The organism is Microbacterium sp. LMI1-1-1.1, assembly GCF_040815675.1.
In the GTDB taxonomy this organism is placed as follows: domain Bacteria; phylum Actinomycetota; class Actinomycetes; order Actinomycetales; family Microbacteriaceae; genus Microbacterium.
In genome coordinates this window covers 494850-511262 of the sequence record NZ_JBFPNN010000007.1, presented here as the reverse complement: position 1 = coordinate 511262, position 16413 = coordinate 494850, and the positions used below count along the sequence as shown (strand labels likewise).

General features: G+C 73.4%; 14 protein-coding genes. 6 read left to right on the top strand and 8 right to left on the bottom strand.

The window, feature by feature from the left end; all coding sequences use genetic code 11:
• Nucleotides 1-103: 103 nt before the first annotated feature.
• The 3 genes from MRBLMI1_RS08290 to MRBLMI1_RS08280 form a co-directional block, all read right to left on the bottom strand.
• The gene (locus MRBLMI1_RS08290; RefSeq protein ID WP_367729769.1) at nucleotides 104-1237 is read right to left on the bottom strand and encodes a 5-(carboxyamino)imidazole ribonucleotide synthase; all 1134 of its coding nucleotides are present in this window, start codon (nucleotides 1235-1237) and stop codon (nucleotides 104-106) included.
• Between the two features lie 72 nt (nucleotides 1238-1309).
• Nucleotides 1310-1861 (bottom strand): PH domain-containing protein, encoded by a 552-nt coding sequence (locus tag MRBLMI1_RS08285; RefSeq protein WP_367729767.1) that lies wholly within the window; start codon nucleotides 1859-1861, stop codon nucleotides 1310-1312.
• Nucleotides 1862-1965: 104 nt separating this feature from the next.
• Nucleotides 1966-2751 (bottom strand): biotin--[acetyl-CoA-carboxylase] ligase, encoded by a 786-nt coding sequence (locus MRBLMI1_RS08280; RefSeq protein ID WP_367729765.1) that lies wholly within the window; start codon nucleotides 2749-2751, stop codon nucleotides 1966-1968.
• 157 nt (nucleotides 2752-2908) lie between these two features.
• Between MRBLMI1_RS08280 and MRBLMI1_RS08275 the strand changes: the two genes are divergently transcribed.
• Nucleotides 2909-4498, top strand: a complete 1590-nt coding sequence (locus MRBLMI1_RS08275; protein ID WP_367729763.1) for an acyl-CoA carboxylase subunit beta — start codon at nucleotides 2909-2911, stop codon at nucleotides 4496-4498.
• Entirely contained in the window at nucleotides 4495-4743 is a 249-nt protein-coding gene (locus MRBLMI1_RS08270) for an acyl-CoA carboxylase epsilon subunit (RefSeq protein ID WP_367729733.1), read from the top strand. Before MRBLMI1_RS08275 ends, MRBLMI1_RS08270 begins: the two co-directional genes overlap by 4 nt.
• A gap of 339 nt (nucleotides 4744-5082) precedes the next feature.
• On the opposite strand, the gene MRBLMI1_RS08265 is transcribed toward MRBLMI1_RS08270, so the two are convergent.
• The 4 genes from MRBLMI1_RS08265 to MRBLMI1_RS08250 are packed head-to-tail and all read right to left on the bottom strand — an operon-like array spanning nucleotide 5083 to nucleotide 9341.
• Nucleotides 5083-6123, bottom strand: a complete 1041-nt coding sequence (locus MRBLMI1_RS08265) for a hypothetical protein (protein WP_367729731.1) — start codon at nucleotides 6121-6123, stop codon at nucleotides 5083-5085.
• Nucleotides 6120-7376 carry a sensor histidine kinase gene (locus MRBLMI1_RS08260; RefSeq protein ID WP_367729729.1) on the bottom strand — a complete coding sequence of 419 codons (1257 nt, stop codon included), beginning with the start codon at nucleotides 7374-7376 and terminating at the stop codon, nucleotides 6120-6122. The genes MRBLMI1_RS08265 and MRBLMI1_RS08260 overlap by 4 nt, the downstream gene beginning before the upstream one ends.
• A complete protein-coding gene (locus tag MRBLMI1_RS08255) occupies nucleotides 7369-8034 on the bottom strand; it encodes a response regulator (RefSeq protein ID WP_367729728.1) in 666 nt (221 codons plus the stop codon). Before MRBLMI1_RS08255 ends, MRBLMI1_RS08260 begins: the two co-directional genes overlap by 8 nt.
• Before the next feature lie 59 nt (nucleotides 8035-8093).
• The gene (locus tag MRBLMI1_RS08250; protein WP_367729706.1) at nucleotides 8094-9341 is read right to left on the bottom strand and encodes a class I SAM-dependent RNA methyltransferase; all 1248 of its coding nucleotides are present in this window, start codon (nucleotides 9339-9341) and stop codon (nucleotides 8094-8096) included.
• Between the two features lie 162 nt (nucleotides 9342-9503).
• Here MRBLMI1_RS08250 and MRBLMI1_RS08245 point away from each other — a divergent pair, with 162 nt between their 5' ends.
• Nucleotides 9504-10151, top strand: a complete 648-nt coding sequence (locus MRBLMI1_RS08245; protein WP_367729652.1) for a Maf family protein — start codon at nucleotides 9504-9506, stop codon at nucleotides 10149-10151.
• 77 nt (nucleotides 10152-10228) lie between these two features.
• A complete protein-coding gene (locus MRBLMI1_RS08240) occupies nucleotides 10229-11995 on the top strand; it encodes a biotin carboxylase N-terminal domain-containing protein (RefSeq protein ID WP_367729651.1) in 1767 nt (588 codons plus the stop codon).
• A 123-nt stretch (nucleotides 11996-12118) separates the two neighbouring features.
• Here MRBLMI1_RS08240 and MRBLMI1_RS08235 read toward each other — a convergent pair whose 3' ends face one another.
• Nucleotides 12119-13579: an NAD(P)H-quinone dehydrogenase gene (locus MRBLMI1_RS08235; protein WP_367729649.1), complete on the bottom strand. Its 1461-nt coding sequence runs from the start codon at nucleotides 13577-13579 to the stop codon at nucleotides 12119-12121.
• 68 nt (nucleotides 13580-13647) lie between these two features.
• Between MRBLMI1_RS08235 and MRBLMI1_RS08230 the strand changes: the two genes are divergently transcribed.
• Both MRBLMI1_RS08230 and MRBLMI1_RS08225 read left to right on the top strand, forming a co-directional pair.
• Nucleotides 13648-14481, top strand: a complete 834-nt coding sequence (locus tag MRBLMI1_RS08230; RefSeq protein ID WP_367729647.1) for a purine-nucleoside phosphorylase — start codon at nucleotides 13648-13650, stop codon at nucleotides 14479-14481.
• Entirely contained in the window at nucleotides 14475-16289 is a 1815-nt protein-coding gene (locus MRBLMI1_RS08225) for a phospho-sugar mutase (protein ID WP_367730920.1), read from the top strand. Before MRBLMI1_RS08230 ends, MRBLMI1_RS08225 begins: the two co-directional genes overlap by 7 nt.
• The last annotated feature ends 124 nt before the right edge of the window (nucleotides 16290-16413 follow it).

Sequence of the window (16413 nt, the reverse complement as noted above, 5' to 3'; positions counted from 1 at the left end):
GACGACGCCGACCACGGGCGTCTCGGAGGAATGCAGCGGTCGGGTCACCGGTCCAGGGTAGGGCGGGTCGCTGGAAGAAGCCGGAACGGCGCGCAGCGGCCCGTCAGTCGAACAGCGCGGCGGCCGCCCGCCCCTCGTAGACCACGTCGTCGAGGTCGTCGCCGACGACGTTCACGTGCCCGACCTTGCGCCCGGGGCGGGGCGCCTTGCCGTAGGTGTGGAGCTTGGCCGTCGGGTGCGCCGCCATCGCCGACGCGAAGCGGTCGTCCATGCCGCCCTCCGTCGGACCGCCGAGGATGTTGATCATTACGGACCAGGGGGCCGTGGCATCCGTCGCCCCGAGGGGGAGGTCGAGCACCGCGCGGACGTGCTGCTCGAACTGGCTCGTGACCGCGCCGTCCTGCGTCCAGTGGCCGCTGTTGTGGGGGCGCATCGCCAGCTCGTTGACGAGGATGCGCTCGTCGGCGGTCTCGAAGAGCTCGACGGCGAGCATGCCGGTGACGCCGAGGCCCTCGGCGACGGCGACGCCGATCTCCGCCGCCGCGCGACGCAGGCGCTCGCTCGCGCGCGGGGCGGGCGCGATGACCTCCGCGCAGACGCCGTCGCGCTGAACCGTCTCGACGACCGGGTAGACCCGCACCTCGCCCGACGGGCGGCGGGCGACCTGCTGCGCGAGCTCGCGCGTGAAGTCGACCAGCTCCTCGACGAGGAGCCGGCCGCCGTTGGCGTCCTCGGCCAGTGCCGCGAACCAGTCGTCGGCCTCGGTGGCGGCCGAGACGACGCGGACGCCCTTGCCGTCGTAGCCGCCGCGCGGGGTCTTGACGACGGCGCGTCCGCCGTGCGCGTCGAGGAACTCCTGCAGCTCCCCCGCGTCGGCGACGGCGGCCCAGTCGGGCTGCGGCATCCCGAGCTCGCTCATCCGGCGGCGCATGACGAGCTTGTCCTGTGCGACGCCCAGGGGCGCCGGACCGGGGTGGACCGCGACTCCGGCGTCGACGAGGGCCGCCAGCACGTCCTGCGGGACGTGCTCGTGGTCGAACGTGATCACGTCGACCTCGCGAGCGAAGGCGAGGACGGTCTCGGCGTCGCGGTAGTCGCCGACGGCCGTGGCGGCGAGCGCCGCGGACATCCCCTCGTCCTCCGCGAGCACGCGGATCTCGACCCCGAGCTCCACGGCGGGCGCGATCATCATCCGCGCCAGCTGTCCGCCACCGACCACTCCGACTCGCAGCGTCATGCCGCTCCTTCCGTCCCGACCATTGTGGTCTGCCCGCGCCGCCGATGCACACTGCGGCGCCGCGCGCGGGGATCAGCGGTCGGTGCCGAGGGCGTTCGCCTGCGAGTCGCGGTGGGCGAGGATCTGGTTGACCTCGACCTGGTCGACGAGGGTCTCGTGGACGAGCACCGCGCTGGGGATGTTCTTCAGCCGCAACGGCGGCTCGACGCCGTTGGACAGCGTGAGCGTCCCGGCGCCCCAGAGGCGCTGCAGGATGCCGCGGCGCATGGCGATCGCATACCCGCGGACGTGCGAGATCTCGCGGCGGCGGCTGCCGAACAGTCCGGACCGTTCGATGACCCGTCGCGTGGTGATGGTCCACGTGTGCGACATCCAGATCACCCACGGCACGACGACGAGGAGGAGGACGGCCGCGCCGGCGGCGGAGAGGAGCATCCAGTTCTCGTACCCGTCGGGCAGGTTGTCGTAGAAGAACGCGGTCGCCCCCGACACGGCGATGAGGACGAGCGCGGACCAGAACAGTCGGCGGGGGTGGCTCCGCAGCCGCGCGATGCGCAGCTCGGGCGCGGGGCTCCCCGGCGCCGGAGTGCGCGGGCGCCCTCCGTAGCTGGTCGGCTGGGTCACCCTCTCATTCTGCGGGGTCGGCCGCGCCGCGGCGCGCGCACACGCGGGACGTCACGCGCACGGGCCGCTCGTCGGCGCGGCCCGCCCGCCCTCGGGCGCGCGCGTCAGCGCACGTGGACGACGTCGCCCGCCGACACCGCCGTCTCGACCGTGCCCGAGGTCACGACGAGCCGTCCGGCCGCGTCGAGCCCGGTGGCCGTCCCCTGCAGCGTCGTGCCGTCCGGCAGCGACACCTCGACGTCCTTGCCCACCGTGACGCACAGGTCCGCGACCTCGCGGCGGACCCGCTCCACATCGCCGCGGCGGAGGTCGTCCACGAGGCTCGACAGGGCGGACAGGTAGTCGGCCAGCAGCCGGTCGTCGTCGCAGTCGCGTCCGATGGCCGCGAAGGAGGTCGCCGTGGTCACGGGGAGGTCGGCGCGGCTCATGCGGGTGTTCACCCCGGAGCCGACGACGACCTTCTCGAACGTGCCCGGCACGGCCTCGGCCAGGATGCCGCAGATCTTGCCGCCGTCGACGAGGACGTCGTTCGGCCACTTCAGCTCGGCGGTCGAGGCGCCGTGCCCCTTGAGCTGACCGCGGACGGCACGGGTCATGGCCGCGCCCGCGGCCAGAGGGATCCAGCCGCGCGCCTCGACGGGGACCTCGGCCACGTCGAGCACCACCGACGCCGCCAGGGCGGTGCCCGGCGGGGTCGTCCACGAGCGGTCCAGGCGCCCCCGCCCGGCCCGCTGGTCGTCGGTCACCAGGAGCGAGAGATGCGGCCACGCGGCCGGGTCGGCGGTGACGGCGGCGACGACGTCCGCGTTGGTGGACGCGGTCGTCTCGACGGCCTGGACACGGGGGCTGACGGCGGCGGTGGCGGGGTATCCGGACTCGGGGATCGGCATGACCCACACCCTAGAGAGTCCGCGGGTCGGCGGCATCCACTTGCCTTTCCCCCCGCAGGGCACGAGGAGGGGAATGAAGGGATGCCACAGCGAATCGTCCCGTGACCTGTCTGCACCCTCCAACGCGGGGGCGGACGCGGTCGCTAGGGTGGAAAGCGTGACCGACCAGCCCGATCTCTTTACGACCGCCGGCAAGATCGCCGACCTGCGCAGCAGGTACCAGGAGGCCGTCGTCGACGCCGAGTCCTCCGCGCGCGACAAGCAGCACGCGAAGGGCAAGCTCACCGCCCGCGAGCGCATCGAGCTGCTGGTCGACCCCGGCTCCTTCGTCGAGATCGACGAATACGTGCGCCACCGCACCACCGCCTTCGGCATGGACAGGTCACGCCCCTACGGCGACTCCGTCGTCACCGGCACCGGCACAATCCACGGCCGCACGGTCGCCGTGTACGCGCAGGACTTCTCCACCTTCGGCGGCTCGCTCGGAGAGGTCGCGGGCGACAAGATCATCAAGGTCATGGAACTCGCGCTGCGCAGCGGCATCCCGATCATCGGCATCCTGGACTCGGGCGGCGCGCGCATCCAGGAGGGCGTCGTCGCCCTCGGCAAGTACGGGGAGATCTTCCGCCTGAACACCGCCGCCTCGGGCGTCATCCCGCAGCTGTCGATCATCATGGGGCCCGCCGCGGGCGGCGCGGTCTACTCCCCCGCCCTCACCGACTTCGTCATCATGGTCGACAAGACCAGCCAGATGTTCGTCACGGGCCCCGACGTCATCAAGACCGTCACCGGCGAGGACGTCGGGATGGAGGAGCTCGGCGGCGCGCACACGCACAACACCCGCTCCGGTGTCGCGCACTACCTCGCCGACGACGAGGACGACGCGATCGACTACGCCCGCTCGCTCATCGGCTTCCTGCCCGACAACAACCTCGCCGAGATCCCGGTCTACGACACCCCCTTCGAGTTCGAGACGACGGATGCCGACCGGGCGCTGAACACCGTCATCCCCGACTCGCCCAATCAGCCCTACGACATCCACACCGTCATCGACGGGATCGTGGACGACGCCGACTTCCTCGAGGTGCAGCCGCTGTTCGCCCCGAACATCGTCATCGGCTTCGGTCGGATCGAGGGCCGCACGGTCGGCATCATCGCCAACCAGCCGTCCCAGATGGCCGGCACCCTGAACATCGACGCCGGTGAGAAGGCCAGCCGGTTCGTCCGGTTCTGCGACGCCTTCTCGGTGCCGATCGTCACCCTGGTCGACGTCCCCGGGTACCTGCCCGGCACGGATCAGGAGTGGACCGGCGTCATCCGCCGCGGCGCGAAGCTGCTGTACGCCTACGCCGAGGCCACCGTGCCGCTGGTCACGGTGATCCTCCGCAAGGCCTACGGCGGCGCCTACATCGTCATGGGCTCCAAGCAGCTGGGCGCCGACATCAACCTCGCGTGGCCCACCGCCGAGATCGCCGTCATGGGCGGTCAGGGCGCGGTCAACATCCTCTACCGCGGGGAGATCAAGCGCGCGGAGGAGGCCGGCGAGGACGTCGCCGCAGTGCGCGCGCGTCTCGCGAGCGAGTACACGTACAACGTGGCATCCCCGTTCCTCGCCGCCGAGCGCGGCGAGCTCGACGGGATCATCGAGCCGGCGCAGACGCGCGTGTCCATCGCCAAGGCGCTGCGCGCCCTGCGGAACAAGCGCGCGAGCCTGCCCGCCAAGAAGCACGGGAACATCCCGCTGTGAGCCCGACGTCGCCCGACCCCGCGGCCGGGGACGACCGTCCGCAGGTCGTCGCCGAGGTGGTCCGCGGAACGGCCACCGAGGAGGAGCTCGCCGCTGTCGTCGTCGTCGTGACGGAGGCCTACGAGGCGGAGGCGGCCGCGGCCGTCGCCCCCGAGCCGGCGACGCGGTCCCGGTGGGAGCTCTCGGCCCGCGGCCTGCGCCGTCCGCTCGACCGCCTGTCGGGCTGGCACGGCTTCACCGGCTGACCCCTGTCCCCCGAAATACCTACAGACGGCGCCGATCCGCTCCCGAATACTGGAGGAGCTGGAACGCATTCACTGCGTTCGGTCGGGCCGCTCCTCGAGCCGGTCCCGGCCTTGCGGACGGTTTTCGGGTAGCCGTTCGCCGGAGTGAGGGGTGGGCGGCTTCGCCGCCCCTCACCCCTAGACGACCCACCGCCCCGGTTCTCCCCCCGGACGGGGCGGTGGGTCGTCTCATGATCTCGGGACCGTTCCCGGAACGGCCGCCGGCCCGGTGTTCGGTCCGCGCGCGGTCGGGATGCCGCCCTGATCGCGCGTCAGCCCGCGTGCGCAGGTCGCGGCGCGTCAGCGCGGGCGTCGGATCTCGTGCCAGAGGTCGACGTCGTCGTCGTCGCCTCCCGCGCCGTCGCCGGCCGACCGGCCCACGACGGTCACCGCCACCGCGGGGTGCGGCGAGGTGCGGATGATCAGGCGCTCGGACGCGGAGTCGCGCAGCACGTCGGCGAGCTCGGCGCGGACCGCCGCCAGCTCGGCGCCCTGCAGGCCCTCCAGGCCGCCCTCGTCGAACAGCGTGACCGCGGCGCCCCGGCGCCGAGCGGCGTCGATCCCCGCCCGCACGGCGTCGTCGAGCAGTCGCGGTCCGCGGAGCTCGTCGCGCAGGCTCTGCTCGGCGAGGCGGGCCGCCTCCTTCTCCGCCGCGCGGAGGTTGCCGCCGGTCTCGATGGTGCGACCGAGCACCGGACCGGCGACCTGCAGCGCGCGCTGCACATGGATGCGCCGCTCCCGCTGGCGTCCCGACTGCGACGCCTGCCAGGCCGAGGCGGCCTGCTGCAGCTCCGCGAGACGCTCCGCGTCCCGCGCGGCGCGGGTGAGGGCGATGCTGAGCAGCTGCGCGGCTCCCACCCAGACGATGGAGCCGACCAGCCCCTGGCTGAGGGCGCCGAGCGGGCCGAGCCACAGCGAGGCCGACAGCGCGATCACCCCGATGCCGATCCAGGCGACGACGGGACGTCCGCGTGCCATCACGATCGTCATCAGGGCGCCGATCGCCCCGATCGACGAGGTCGCGAACGGCTGCGTGCGCCCGTCCTCCGCCACCGCGAAGAACGTCGCGTTGGGGACGACGACAGCGACCACGAGCGCCAGGCCCGCGGCCCACCCCGGCAGTCCGGCGCCGGCCGGGGCCACGTCGACCCGCGTCGTCGTCGCGCGCGACGGACGGCCCCACAGGATCCACAGCCACGCGACGGGAAGGTACAGCGCGAGCGAGGCGACGAGGAGCCACCCGTGGACGACCGTCTCCGGCCGCGTCCACAGGAGGCCGCGCGCGGCGAGGTACGCCGTGAAGGCCAGCCCGATGGCCGAGAGGACGCCGCGGACGGTCACCAGCGGTCCCCGCTCTCCCACTCGAGCAGCACCGTCGTCCCGGCGGGACCGGTGTCGATGTCGCTGCGTCCGCCGACGGCGGTCACGCGCGCGATGATCGACCCGCGGATGCCAAGGCGGTCCTCCGGGATGGCGGAGAGGTCGAAGCCGCCCCCGGCGTCGCGGACGCGCACCGCGACGCTGCCGGGATCGGCGTAGCCGTTCAGCTCGACCGACAGGCCGCGGGCCTCCGCGTGCTGGACGGCGTTGGCCACGGCCTGCATCGCCGCGAGGACAAGCGCCCGCGCGACGCGTCCGGGCACGCGAGGCGTACCGGACTGGACGCGACGGGTCACCGTGAGGTCGACGCCGAACTCGTGCGCGGCCTCCTCGATGTCGTCGGCCAGGCGGGCGGCATCCACGGGCTCGTCGCTGCCCTCGAGGGCGTCCTTCTCGGCGTTGGCCAGCCGCATGAGCGCCTCGCGGGCCATGCTGACGGCGAGGGTCCGCTCGCGCGGGGTGGTCGCCCGCTCGGCCGCGAGGAGCGCGCCCAGCACGCTGTCGTGCATGAGGGCCGCGACCGCGACGCGCTCGCGCTCGGTGGCCTCCGCGGCGGCGGCCGAGGCGTAGCTGCTGACGGCGCGGCTGCGGGTCTCGTCGACGTTGCCGGCCACCGAGCGGTACATCCAGCCCAGCGTCACGAGAACGCTGCCGAGGATGCAGGCGAACGACACGTCGAGGAGGACGGGGAGGAGGAAGTCCGGCGCGAAGTCGGCCTGCACGAGACGGGCGAGGCCGAACAGCAGCGGGACGGCGATCGTCCAGACCACCTGCAGCGGCAGCGGGAACGCGACGACGGCCGCGACCGTGGCGACGTTGATGAGGAAGAAGATCCAGGGGTTCTCCGTCACCGAGGGGGCGGACCCGTCGACCGTGGCCGCCGGCCACAGCGCCAGGGCCACGACGAAGGCGACGGCGAAGATGCCGGAGAACAGGCGGGCGAAGCGCCCGATCGTGCAGGCGACGACCATCGCGATCAGGGGCAGGAAGACTCCGACGACCAGCGGGAGGTGCCAGCCGGGCGTCTCGTCGCCCGGACCGAACGCCGCGACGAAGGCCTGCGCGCCGAGGACGAGGCAGCCCGGTCCCACGAGGAGCGTGATGACGCGCTCGATGCGCGTCTGGGTGAACGAGCCGGGCTCCTCCGTCGTCTCGCGCGTGTGGGGGATGCGGCCCCAGGCCTCATCGAGGACGGAACGCCCGGTGTCAGACATCGGGTTCGGTCTCGGCATCTTCGTGGAGGATGCCGTCTTCCATCGCCCGACGCAGCAGGTCGACCTTGGTCGGCGCGGGACGCCCGACCTCGACGTACTTCACGCGCACACGGGTGATGTTCTCTTTCGCCGTCGAGTAGGCCACGCCGAGGCGGTCGGCGACGGCCTTCAGCGGCAGCCCCGCCGCGTACAGCCGCAGCACCTCGCGCTCGCGGGCCGACAGCTGCGCGTCCGCGAAGTCGCGGTCCGCCTCGACGGCGCTGGCCCACTCCACGTTGTCGAGCAGCTCGCCGCGGGCGACCGTGCCGATCGCGCCGAGCACCTCGTGCGTCGGCGAGGACTTGCTGACGATGCCGGCCGCCCCCGCGGCGAGCGCCTCGCGCACGGCGGCGGGACGGTCGGCGACGCTGTGGATGATGACGCTGGACCCGTCGCGCACGACGCGGTCGACGTTCTCGGACACCGTGGTGCCGTCGCCGAGCGTCAGGTCGAGCACGACGACGTCGGCGGGGTTCTGCACCGCGCCGCGGCGCCAGTCGAGGTAGGCGGCGACATTCGCTCCGGAGAAGACGACCTCGGTCGCGTCGACGCGGGCCAGTGCGGCCTCGAGCCCCAGTCGGACCGACTCGTGGTCATCGATGAGGGCGACGCGCGTCATGTCCACATCGTATCTGCGCGCTCACCGCCGAGGAGGGTGCGACTTTCCGCGGATGTCCGTCATCGGCGCAGAACGGCCACGGCCTCCACGTGGTGCGAGTTCGGGAACAGGTCGACCCCGCGGATGCCGCTGTCGGCGCGGTAGCCGTGATCGGCGAAGGTCGCCAGGTCCCGGGCCAGGGCGACCGGGTCGCACGCCACGTAGACGACCGAGGACGGGCCGAGCCCGGCGACGGCCTCGACGACCTCGCGTCCGGCTCCCGCCCGCGGCGGGTCCAGGAGCACGACCCCGCGGGCGAGGCGCTCGCGCTCGCGTGCCGAGGCGTCCGCCGCCAGGCGCGCGACGTACCGGTCGACCCGGGCGGTCTCGGCGCGGGCGCCGACCCACTCGGCGAGGTTCTCGCCCGCGTGCTCGGTGGCGCGAGCGTCCGACTCGACGCTCGTCACGCGCGTGCCGCTGCCGCCGAGGTCGGCGAGGGCGGCGGCGAAGAGGCCCACGCCGCCGTAGAGGTCGAGGTGGGATGCCTCCGGATCCAGACCCCCGGTGGCATCCCGGAGCTCCGTGGTGACGAGGTCGGTGAGGGTGCGCGCGGCGAGGCGGTGCACCTGCCAGAACCCGCCGGCGTCGACTCGGAAGACGCGATCGCCGACGCGTTCCTCGACGACCTCCGGCGCGGGGGCGCGGCGTGCGCCGTCGGGGCGCGGCAGCACGCGCACCCGACCGTCGGCGGGCTGCACGAGATCGATGCGGCCGGGCTCGGCGCCCCCGAGGTCGGCGGCGGCCCGCGCGACGGCGGGTGTGGCCAGCGGCAGGTCCGGCGTGGGGACGACGTTGTGGGAGCGGGCGGCGAACGGCCCGACGCGGCCCGCGTCGTCGACGTGGAGGCTGACGCGCGTGCGCCATCCCGTGCCGTCCGGGGTCTCGTCGGCACCGGCGGCCCGGACCTCGACGGGGAGGTCGAGGCGCCCCACGCGCTCGATGGCCTCCCGGATGACGCGCTCCTTGAGCGCCCGCTGGTGGGACAGCTCGATGTGGCCGAACTCCGCGCCGCCGGCGCGTTCCTCGGGCGCACGGTCGATCGAGGCGGCCGCCCAGACGTGCGGACGCCGTTCCGGCGCGGCCTCGAGCACCTCGAGCGCCTCGGCGCGCCAGAAGCTCTTCTTCCGCGTGTCGGTCAGGCGCGCGCGGAGGCGTTCGCCCGGGAGGGTGTCGGGGACGAAGACGACCCGGCCCTCGTGGCGCCCGACGAACACGCCCCCGTGGGCGATGCCGGTGATGTCGAGATCGATGGTGTCGCCGTCATGCATGCGTCGAGCCTGTCACACGCTCCCTCCTCCGGACCGCCGCGAGAAACGCCGTCTGCACCCGGGAACGCCGGGTGCGCGCGTTTCTCGGTGCAGGGGGCGTTTCTCGGCGCGGAGGCTCGACGCCGCGGCGGGGTGGGAGCACGGGCTCGGTAGCGTGGACGCATGCGCGTGTGCTTGGCATCCACCTCCCCCGCCCGACTCATGCTGATGCGTCAGGCGGGCATCGAGCCCGAGGCCCGGGCGCCCCAGGTGGACGAGGAGGCGGTGATCGCCGAGGTGGAGGCCGCGGAGGGACGCCGGCTCCCGGCGGAGGAGCACGTGCTGCTGCTCGCCCGGCGGAAGGCGGAGGACGTCGCCCTCCGCCTGCGCGACGAAGACCCGGACTTCGAGGGGTTCGTCGTGGGCGGCGACTCGATGTTCGCGCTCGGGGAGGAGATCCTCGGCAAGCCGTACACCCCCGAGAACGCCACCGCCCGCTGGCGCGACATGCGCGGGCGGACGGGCGTGCTGCACTCGGGGCACAGCGTCTTCCGGCTGACGCCCGGTGCGGAGCCGCGGGAGGCGTACGCCGTGGCGGAGGCGTCCGTCACCTTCGCCGCGGACGTCGACGAGGACGAGATCGCGGCGTACGTCGCGACGGGCGAGCCGCTGCAGGTGGCGGGCGCGTTCACGGTCGACAGCCTGGGCGGCGCGTTCATCGAGCGGGTCGAGGGCGATCCCTCGACGGTCGTCGGGATGTCGCTGTCGACGGTGCGTCGTCTCGTCCGCGAGCTCGGCGGGTCCTGGCCCGCGCTGTGGAACCGTTCGTAGACTTCGCCACACGTTCCCCGGACTTTCTTGTCGAGAAGGGTCAAAAAGAGGTCCCTTCGCGTCGCTAGGCTGGATGAATGCCGAAGATCGCCAAGGTACTCGTCGCCAACCGTGGCGAGATCGCCGTCCGTGTCATCCGCGCCGCACGCGATTCGGGCAAGGCCTCGGTCGCCGTGTACGCGGATCAGGATCGCGACGCCCTGCACTCCCGCCTCGCCGACGAGGCCTACGCCCTCGAGGGCGCCACCAGCGCCGAGACGTACCTCTCCATCGAGAAGATCCTCTCGATCGCCCGCCGCTCGGGTGCCGACGCCGTCCACCCCGGCTACGGATTCCTCGCCGAGAACGCGGACTTCGCCCGCGCCGTCATCGGCGCCGGCCTGGTCTGGATCGGCCCGTCGCCCGACGCCATCGAGGCCCTCGGCGACAAGGTCACCGCCCGCCACGTGGCCGAGAAGGTCGGCGCCCCGCTGGCCCCCGGGACCCCCGGCCCCGTCTCGGGTGCCGACGAGGTCGTCGCGTTCGCCGAGCAGGTGGGCCTGCCCATCGCCATCAAGGCCGCCTACGGCGGCGGCGGCCGCGGCCTCAAGGTCGCGCGCGAGCTCGACGAGGTCGCCGAGATGTTCGAGTCCGCGACCCGCGAGGCTGTGGCCGCCTTCGGCCGCGGCGAGTGCTTCGTCGAGAAGTACCTCGACAAGCCGCGTCACGTCGAGACCCAGTGCCTCGCGGACGCCGCCGGCAACGTCGTGGTCGTCTCGACCCGCGACTGCTCGCTGCAGCGCCGCCACCAGAAGCTCGTCGAGGAGGCGCCCGCGCCGTTCCTGACCGACGAGCAGAACGAGATCCTGTACTCCGCGTCGAAGGCCATCCTCCGCGAGGTGGGGTACGTCGGCGCCGGCACGTGCGAATTCCTCGTCGGCGCGGACGGGACGATCTCGTTCCTCGAGGTCAACACGCGTCTTCAGGTGGAGCACCCGGTGTCCGAGGAGGTCACCGGCATCGACCTGGTGCGCGAGCAGTTCCGCATCGCCGAGGGCGAGGAGATCGGGTACGACGACCCCCGCCCGGTCGGCCACTCCATCGAGTTCCGCATCAACGGCGAGGATCCCGGCCGCGGCTTCCTCCCCCAGCCCGGTCCCATCCACGTCTTCAAGACGTTCGGCGGTCCCGGCATCCGTCTCGACTCGGGCGTCACCGCCGGCGACAGCGTCTCGGGCGCGTTCGACTCGCTGCTGGCGAAGATCATCGTCACCGGTCGCGACCGCGCCGAGGCGCTCGAGCGTTCGCGCCGGGCGCTGGACGAGTTCGAGGTCGCCGGGATGCCGACCGTCCTGCCGTTCCACCGCAAGGTCGTCCGCGACCCGGCGTTCGTCGCCGAGGACGGCGACTTCGGCGTCTACACGCGCTGGATCGAGACCGAGTTCGTCAACGACATCCCCGCGTGGGACGGCGAGCTCGAGGCCCCCGCCGCCGCGCCCGGCCGTCACACGGTCGTCGTCGAGGTCGCCGGCAAGCGCCTCGAGGTGAGCCTGCCCGACCGCATCGTCGCCGCAGCCCCGCAGGTCGGGCGTCCGGCCGCCGTGCCCCCGTCGCGCCGCACGCACGCCGCCTCGCCCGCGGCGGGCGCCACGGGCGACGCCGTCAAGTCGCCGATGCAGGCCACCGTCGTCAAGATCGCCGTCGAGGAGGGGCAGCAGGTCGTCAAGGGCGACCTCGTCGTCGTCCTCGAGGCGATGAAGATGGAGCAGCCCATCCAGGCGCACAAGGACGGCACGATCGCCGGCATCGACGCCGCGCCCGGCACCACCGTCTCCGCGGGCCACCAGCTGCTGCTCATCAGCTGACGTCCGCCGTCGTCGCGGCGCCGCACTCCCCGGGGGTGCGGCGCCGTTGCGCGTGTCCGGGGCTGCGCGCGGGGCGCCGGGGCGCCGGGGGCGGGCGCGCAGCGCCGGGGCGCCGGGGGCGGGTCAGTCCTCGCCGGGATCGTCGCGGTCGACGATGTGCATGGCGCGGGCGGCATCCGTGATGCTCGACGTCAACGACGGGTAGACGGCGAACACGCGCGCCACCTGGTCGACGGTCAGGCGCCGCTCGACGGCGATCGCGATCGGGTAGATCAGCTCGGACGCGCGCGGCCCGACGATGACGCCGCCCATGACGGTGCCGCTGCCCTTGCGCGCGATGAGCTTCACGAAGCCGTCCGTGATGCCCTGCATCTTCGCCCGCGGGTTCGCCGACAGCGGCAGCTTGCGGACGACGCCCGCGATGCGGCCCTCGGTGACGTCCTGCTCCGAGAAGCCGACCGTCGCGATCTCGGGCGCGGTGAAGATGTTGGCCGTGATCCGGCGCGTCTCGAGCGGGATGACGATGTCGCCGAGCGCGTGGAAGATCGCCTGACGGCCCTGCATGGATGCCACCGAGGCGAGCGGGAAGAAGTTCGTGCAGTCCCCCGCGGCGTAGATGTTCGGCACCGACGTGCGGGCGACCCGGTTGACGCGGATGTGGCCGGAGGAGGTCATCTGGACGCCCGCCGCCTCGAGGCCGATGCCCGCGGTGTTCGGGATGGACCCGACCGCCATGAGGCAGTGGCTGCCCTCGATGGTGCGACCGTCGGCGAGGGTCACGACGACGCCGTCGCCGGTGTTCACGACGGACTCGGCACGGGCCTTGGCGAGCAGCGTCATGCCGCCGCGCTGGAAGACGCGCTCGAGGACGGCCGCGGCATCCTGATCCTCTCCGGGGAGCACCTGGTCGCGGCTGGACACCAGCGTCACCTTCGCGCCGAGGTTCATGTAGGCGGAGGCGAACTCCGCGCCCGTCACGCCGGAGCCGACCACGATGAGGTGCGACGGCACCGACTTCATGTTGTAGAGCTGCGTCCAGGTCAGGATGCGCTCGCCGTCGGGCTGGGCCGACGGCAGCTCGCGCGGCGACGCGCCGACCGAGACCACCAGGGTCTCGGCCTCGATGCGGTCGAAGTCCGTGCCGCCCGCCTCGGTCGAGACCACGACGGCGCCGTTGCCGTCCAGGCGGCCGTGACCGGCGATGATGCGCACGCCCGCGTCGAGCAGCGACGCGCGCATGTCGTCGGACTGCTGGCGGGCGAGCGACAGCAGCCGCTGATTCACGGCGGCGAGGTTGATGGCCACCTCGGGCGTCAGCGGCTTGCCGCGGTCGTCCTTGGCGAACAGCTGCACGCCGAGGTCGCTGGCACCGCGGATGGCGACCGCGGCGTCGGCGGTGGCGATGAGGGTCTTCGACGGGACCACATCGGTGATGACGGCCGACCCGCCCACGCCCGCGCGCTCCACGAGCGTGACGTCGGCACCGAGCTGGGCCGCCGACAGCGCCGCCTCGTAGCCCCCGGGGCCTCCGCCCACGATCGCGACGGACTGCTTGCGCTCGAAGCTCTGCACCATGGCATCCATTCTCCCCCAGCGCGACGCGCTGTCCGATCGTCTGGCCCGGCGACCCCCGCTGTTCCTAGAGTGGGGGGATGTCCAACAGCACCCCCCACCCGCTCGACGACCCCGCGGTCGACCCGTTCGAGGTCGCCGCCGCCGCGGCGGCCGACATCGCCCGCCTCTCCGGCGTCGAGCGCCACGACATCGCCGTCACCCTCGGCAGCGGCTGGGGCCGCGCCGCCGAGCTCATCGGCGAGGAGACCGCGTCGTTCCCCGCGACCGAGGTCGTCGGCTTCAGCAAGCCCGCGCTCGAGGGGCACGTCGGCACGTTGCGCAGCGTCCGGACGCCCGGCGGGAAGAACGTCCTCGTCATCGGCGCCCGCACTCACTACTACGAGGGTCACGGCGTCCGCCGGGTCGTCCACAGCGTCCGCACCGCCGCGGCCACCGGGGCGTCGACGATGATCCTGACGAACGGCGCCGGCGGCATCCGCGAGACGTGGAAGCCCGGGCAGCCCGTGCTCATCAGCGACCACATCAACCTCACCGCCGACTCGCCCCTCGAGGGCGCGACGTTCATCGACCTCACCGACCTGTACTCGGCGCGGCTCCGCGACGTCGCGCGCAGCGTCGACCCGACGCTCGACGAGGGCGTCTACACGCAGTTCCGCGGGCCGCACTACGAGACCCCCGCCGAGGTGCAGATGGCCAAGGCCATCGGCGGCCACATCGTCGGCATGTCGACCGCGCTCGAGGCGATCGCCGCGCGGCAGGCCGGCATGGAGATCCTCGGCTTCTCCCTCATCACGAACCTGGCCGCCGGCATCCAGCAGACCCCCCTCAGCCACGAGGAGGTCCTTGAGGCCGGTCGCGAGGCGGAGCCGGTCATCTCGGCGCTGCTCGCGCGCGTGATCGGCGAATTGTGAGCGCGTACGTCGACGCCGCGCGCGGCTGGCTCGCGCAGGACCCGGACGCCGTCACCCGCGACGAGCTGACCGCCCTCCTCGAGCGGGTCGAAGCCGGCGACGCCGCAGCCGCCGACGACCTCGCGGACCGCTTCTCCACCCGCCTCGCCTTCGGGACCGCCGGTCTGCGCGGAACGCTCGGCGCCGGCTCCAACCGTATGAACCGCGTCCTCGTCGCCCAGGCCGCGGCCGGGTTCGCGGCATACCTCCTCGAGCGGGGCACCTCGCGTCCCCCGGCCTCGGAGGCGGGCGCCCTCGGGGCCGGCGACGGCGAGGGCCGGGATGCCGCGGGCTCCGAGGACCGGGATGCCGCGGGCCTCGGCCACGACGACCGTCCGGTGGTGCCGGGATCCGACCGCGACGACCGTCCGGTGGTCGTCGTCGGGTACGACGGGCGCCGCAACTCCGACGTGTTCGCACGGGACTCCGTGGAGATCTTCACCGGCGCCGGGCTGCGCGCGATCCTGCTGCCCCGCATGCTGCCCACGCCCGTCCTCGCCTTCGCCGTGCGCCACCTCGGCGCCGACGCGGGCGTCATGGTGACCGCCAGCCACAACCCGCCCGACGACAACGGCTACAAGGTCTACCTCGGCGGCCCCGACGACGGCGCGCAGATCGTGTCGCCGGCCGACGCCGAGATCGCCGCGCACATCCAGCGGGTCGCCGACGCCGGCGACGTCACGACGCTGCCGCGCTCCGTCGGGTACGAGAACGCCCCCGAGTCGCTCGTCGAGGCGTACATCGCCGCCACCGCCGCGGTGGCCCCGGCCCCCGCGGGCGCCGAGGGTCTGCGCTGGGTCTACACCGCGATGCACGGCGTGGGCTGGGAGACGGTCCGGCGCGTCCTCGCCGAGGCGGGCTACCCCGCCCCGGTCCTCGTGACGGAGCAGATCGAGCCGGACGGCCGGTTCCCCACCGTCGCGTTCCCGAACCCGGAGGAGCCCGGCGCCATGGACTTGGCGTTCCGGACCGCCCGCGACGCCGGCGCCGAGCTGGTCATCGCGAACGACCCGGATGCCGACCGTCTCGCGGTCGCCATCCCCGACGCCGACGCGGCGGACGGCTGGCGCCGGCTGACCGGCAACGAGATCGGCCTGCTGCTCGGATGGCGCACCGCCCGCGCCGTCGCCGCCACGAGCGCCGGAGCCTCGGCATCCCTCGCCTGTTCGCTCGTCTCGTCACCGGGCCTGCAGGCCGTCGCCGAGTACTACGGACTCGGGTTCCACGCGACGCTCACCGGGTTCAAGTGGATCTCGCGGGCGCCCGGGATCGCCTTCGGGTTCGAGGAGGCCCTCGGGTACCTCGTGAACCCCGACGTCGTCCGGGACAAGGACGGCATCTCCGCCGCCGTCGCGCTGCTCGGCATGGCGTCGGAGGCCCGCGGCCAGGGCCGCACGGTGGCCGACCTGCTGCAGGAGTTCCGCGAGACGTTCGGCGCGTTCGCGAGCGACCAGATCTCGGTGCGCGTGAGCGACGTCGGTGAGATCGCGGGGATCATGGCGGCGCTGCGCGCGCAGCCGCCCGCGGCGATCGGCGAGGTCGCCGTCTCCCGCATCGACGACCTGCTCGACGGGGTCGACGGCCTGCCGCCCGGCGACGTCCTGCGCATCTGGCTCGAGGACGGCTCGCGCCTCATCGTGCGTCCGAGCGGCACCGAGCCGAAGCTCAAGCTGTACCTCGACGTGCGCGGCTCGTCGGCGAAGAAGGCCGTGCGGCGTCTGGCAGCGCTGCACGCCGGCGCGGAGGCGCTGCTGGCGTCGCTGCGCTGAGCCTGCCCCCGCCGGCGCGGGGCTTCGGGGCGGCGTTCGTCGTTCGGGGCCTCTGCCGATCGTTGCGGGAGCGATGGAAGTGGCCCCGGGGCACCGTAGGTGGCCCCGGGGCCACTTCCATTGC

Excerpts from the sequence above, each read along its gene's own strand:
- MRBLMI1_RS08290 (WP_367729769.1), bottom strand. The coding sequence starts at position 1,237 with ATGACGCTGCGAGTCGGAGTGGTCGGTGGCGGACAGCTGGCGCGGATG.
- MRBLMI1_RS08280 (WP_367729765.1), bottom strand. The coding sequence starts at position 2,751 with ATGCCGATCCCCGAGTCCGGATACCCCGCCACCGCCGCCGTCAGCCCC.
- MRBLMI1_RS08260 (WP_367729729.1), bottom strand. The coding sequence starts at position 7,376 with ATGTCTGACACCGGGCGTTCCGTCCTCGATGAGGCCTGGGGCCGCATC.
- MRBLMI1_RS08255 (WP_367729728.1), bottom strand. The coding sequence starts at position 8,034 with ATGACGCGCGTCGCCCTCATCGATGACCACGAGTCGGTCCGACTGGGG.
- MRBLMI1_RS08250 (WP_367729706.1), bottom strand. The coding sequence starts at position 9,341 with ATGCATGACGGCGACACCATCGATCTCGACATCACCGGCATCGCCCAC.
- MRBLMI1_RS08245 (WP_367729652.1), top strand. The coding sequence starts at position 9,504 with ATGCGCGTGTGCTTGGCATCCACCTCCCCCGCCCGACTCATGCTGATG.
- MRBLMI1_RS08240 (WP_367729651.1), top strand. The coding sequence starts at position 10,229 with ATGCCGAAGATCGCCAAGGTACTCGTCGCCAACCGTGGCGAGATCGCC.
- MRBLMI1_RS08235 (WP_367729649.1), bottom strand. The coding sequence starts at position 13,579 with ATGGATGCCATGGTGCAGAGCTTCGAGCGCAAGCAGTCCGTCGCGATC.
- MRBLMI1_RS08230 (WP_367729647.1), top strand. The coding sequence starts at position 13,648 with ATGTCCAACAGCACCCCCCACCCGCTCGACGACCCCGCGGTCGACCCG.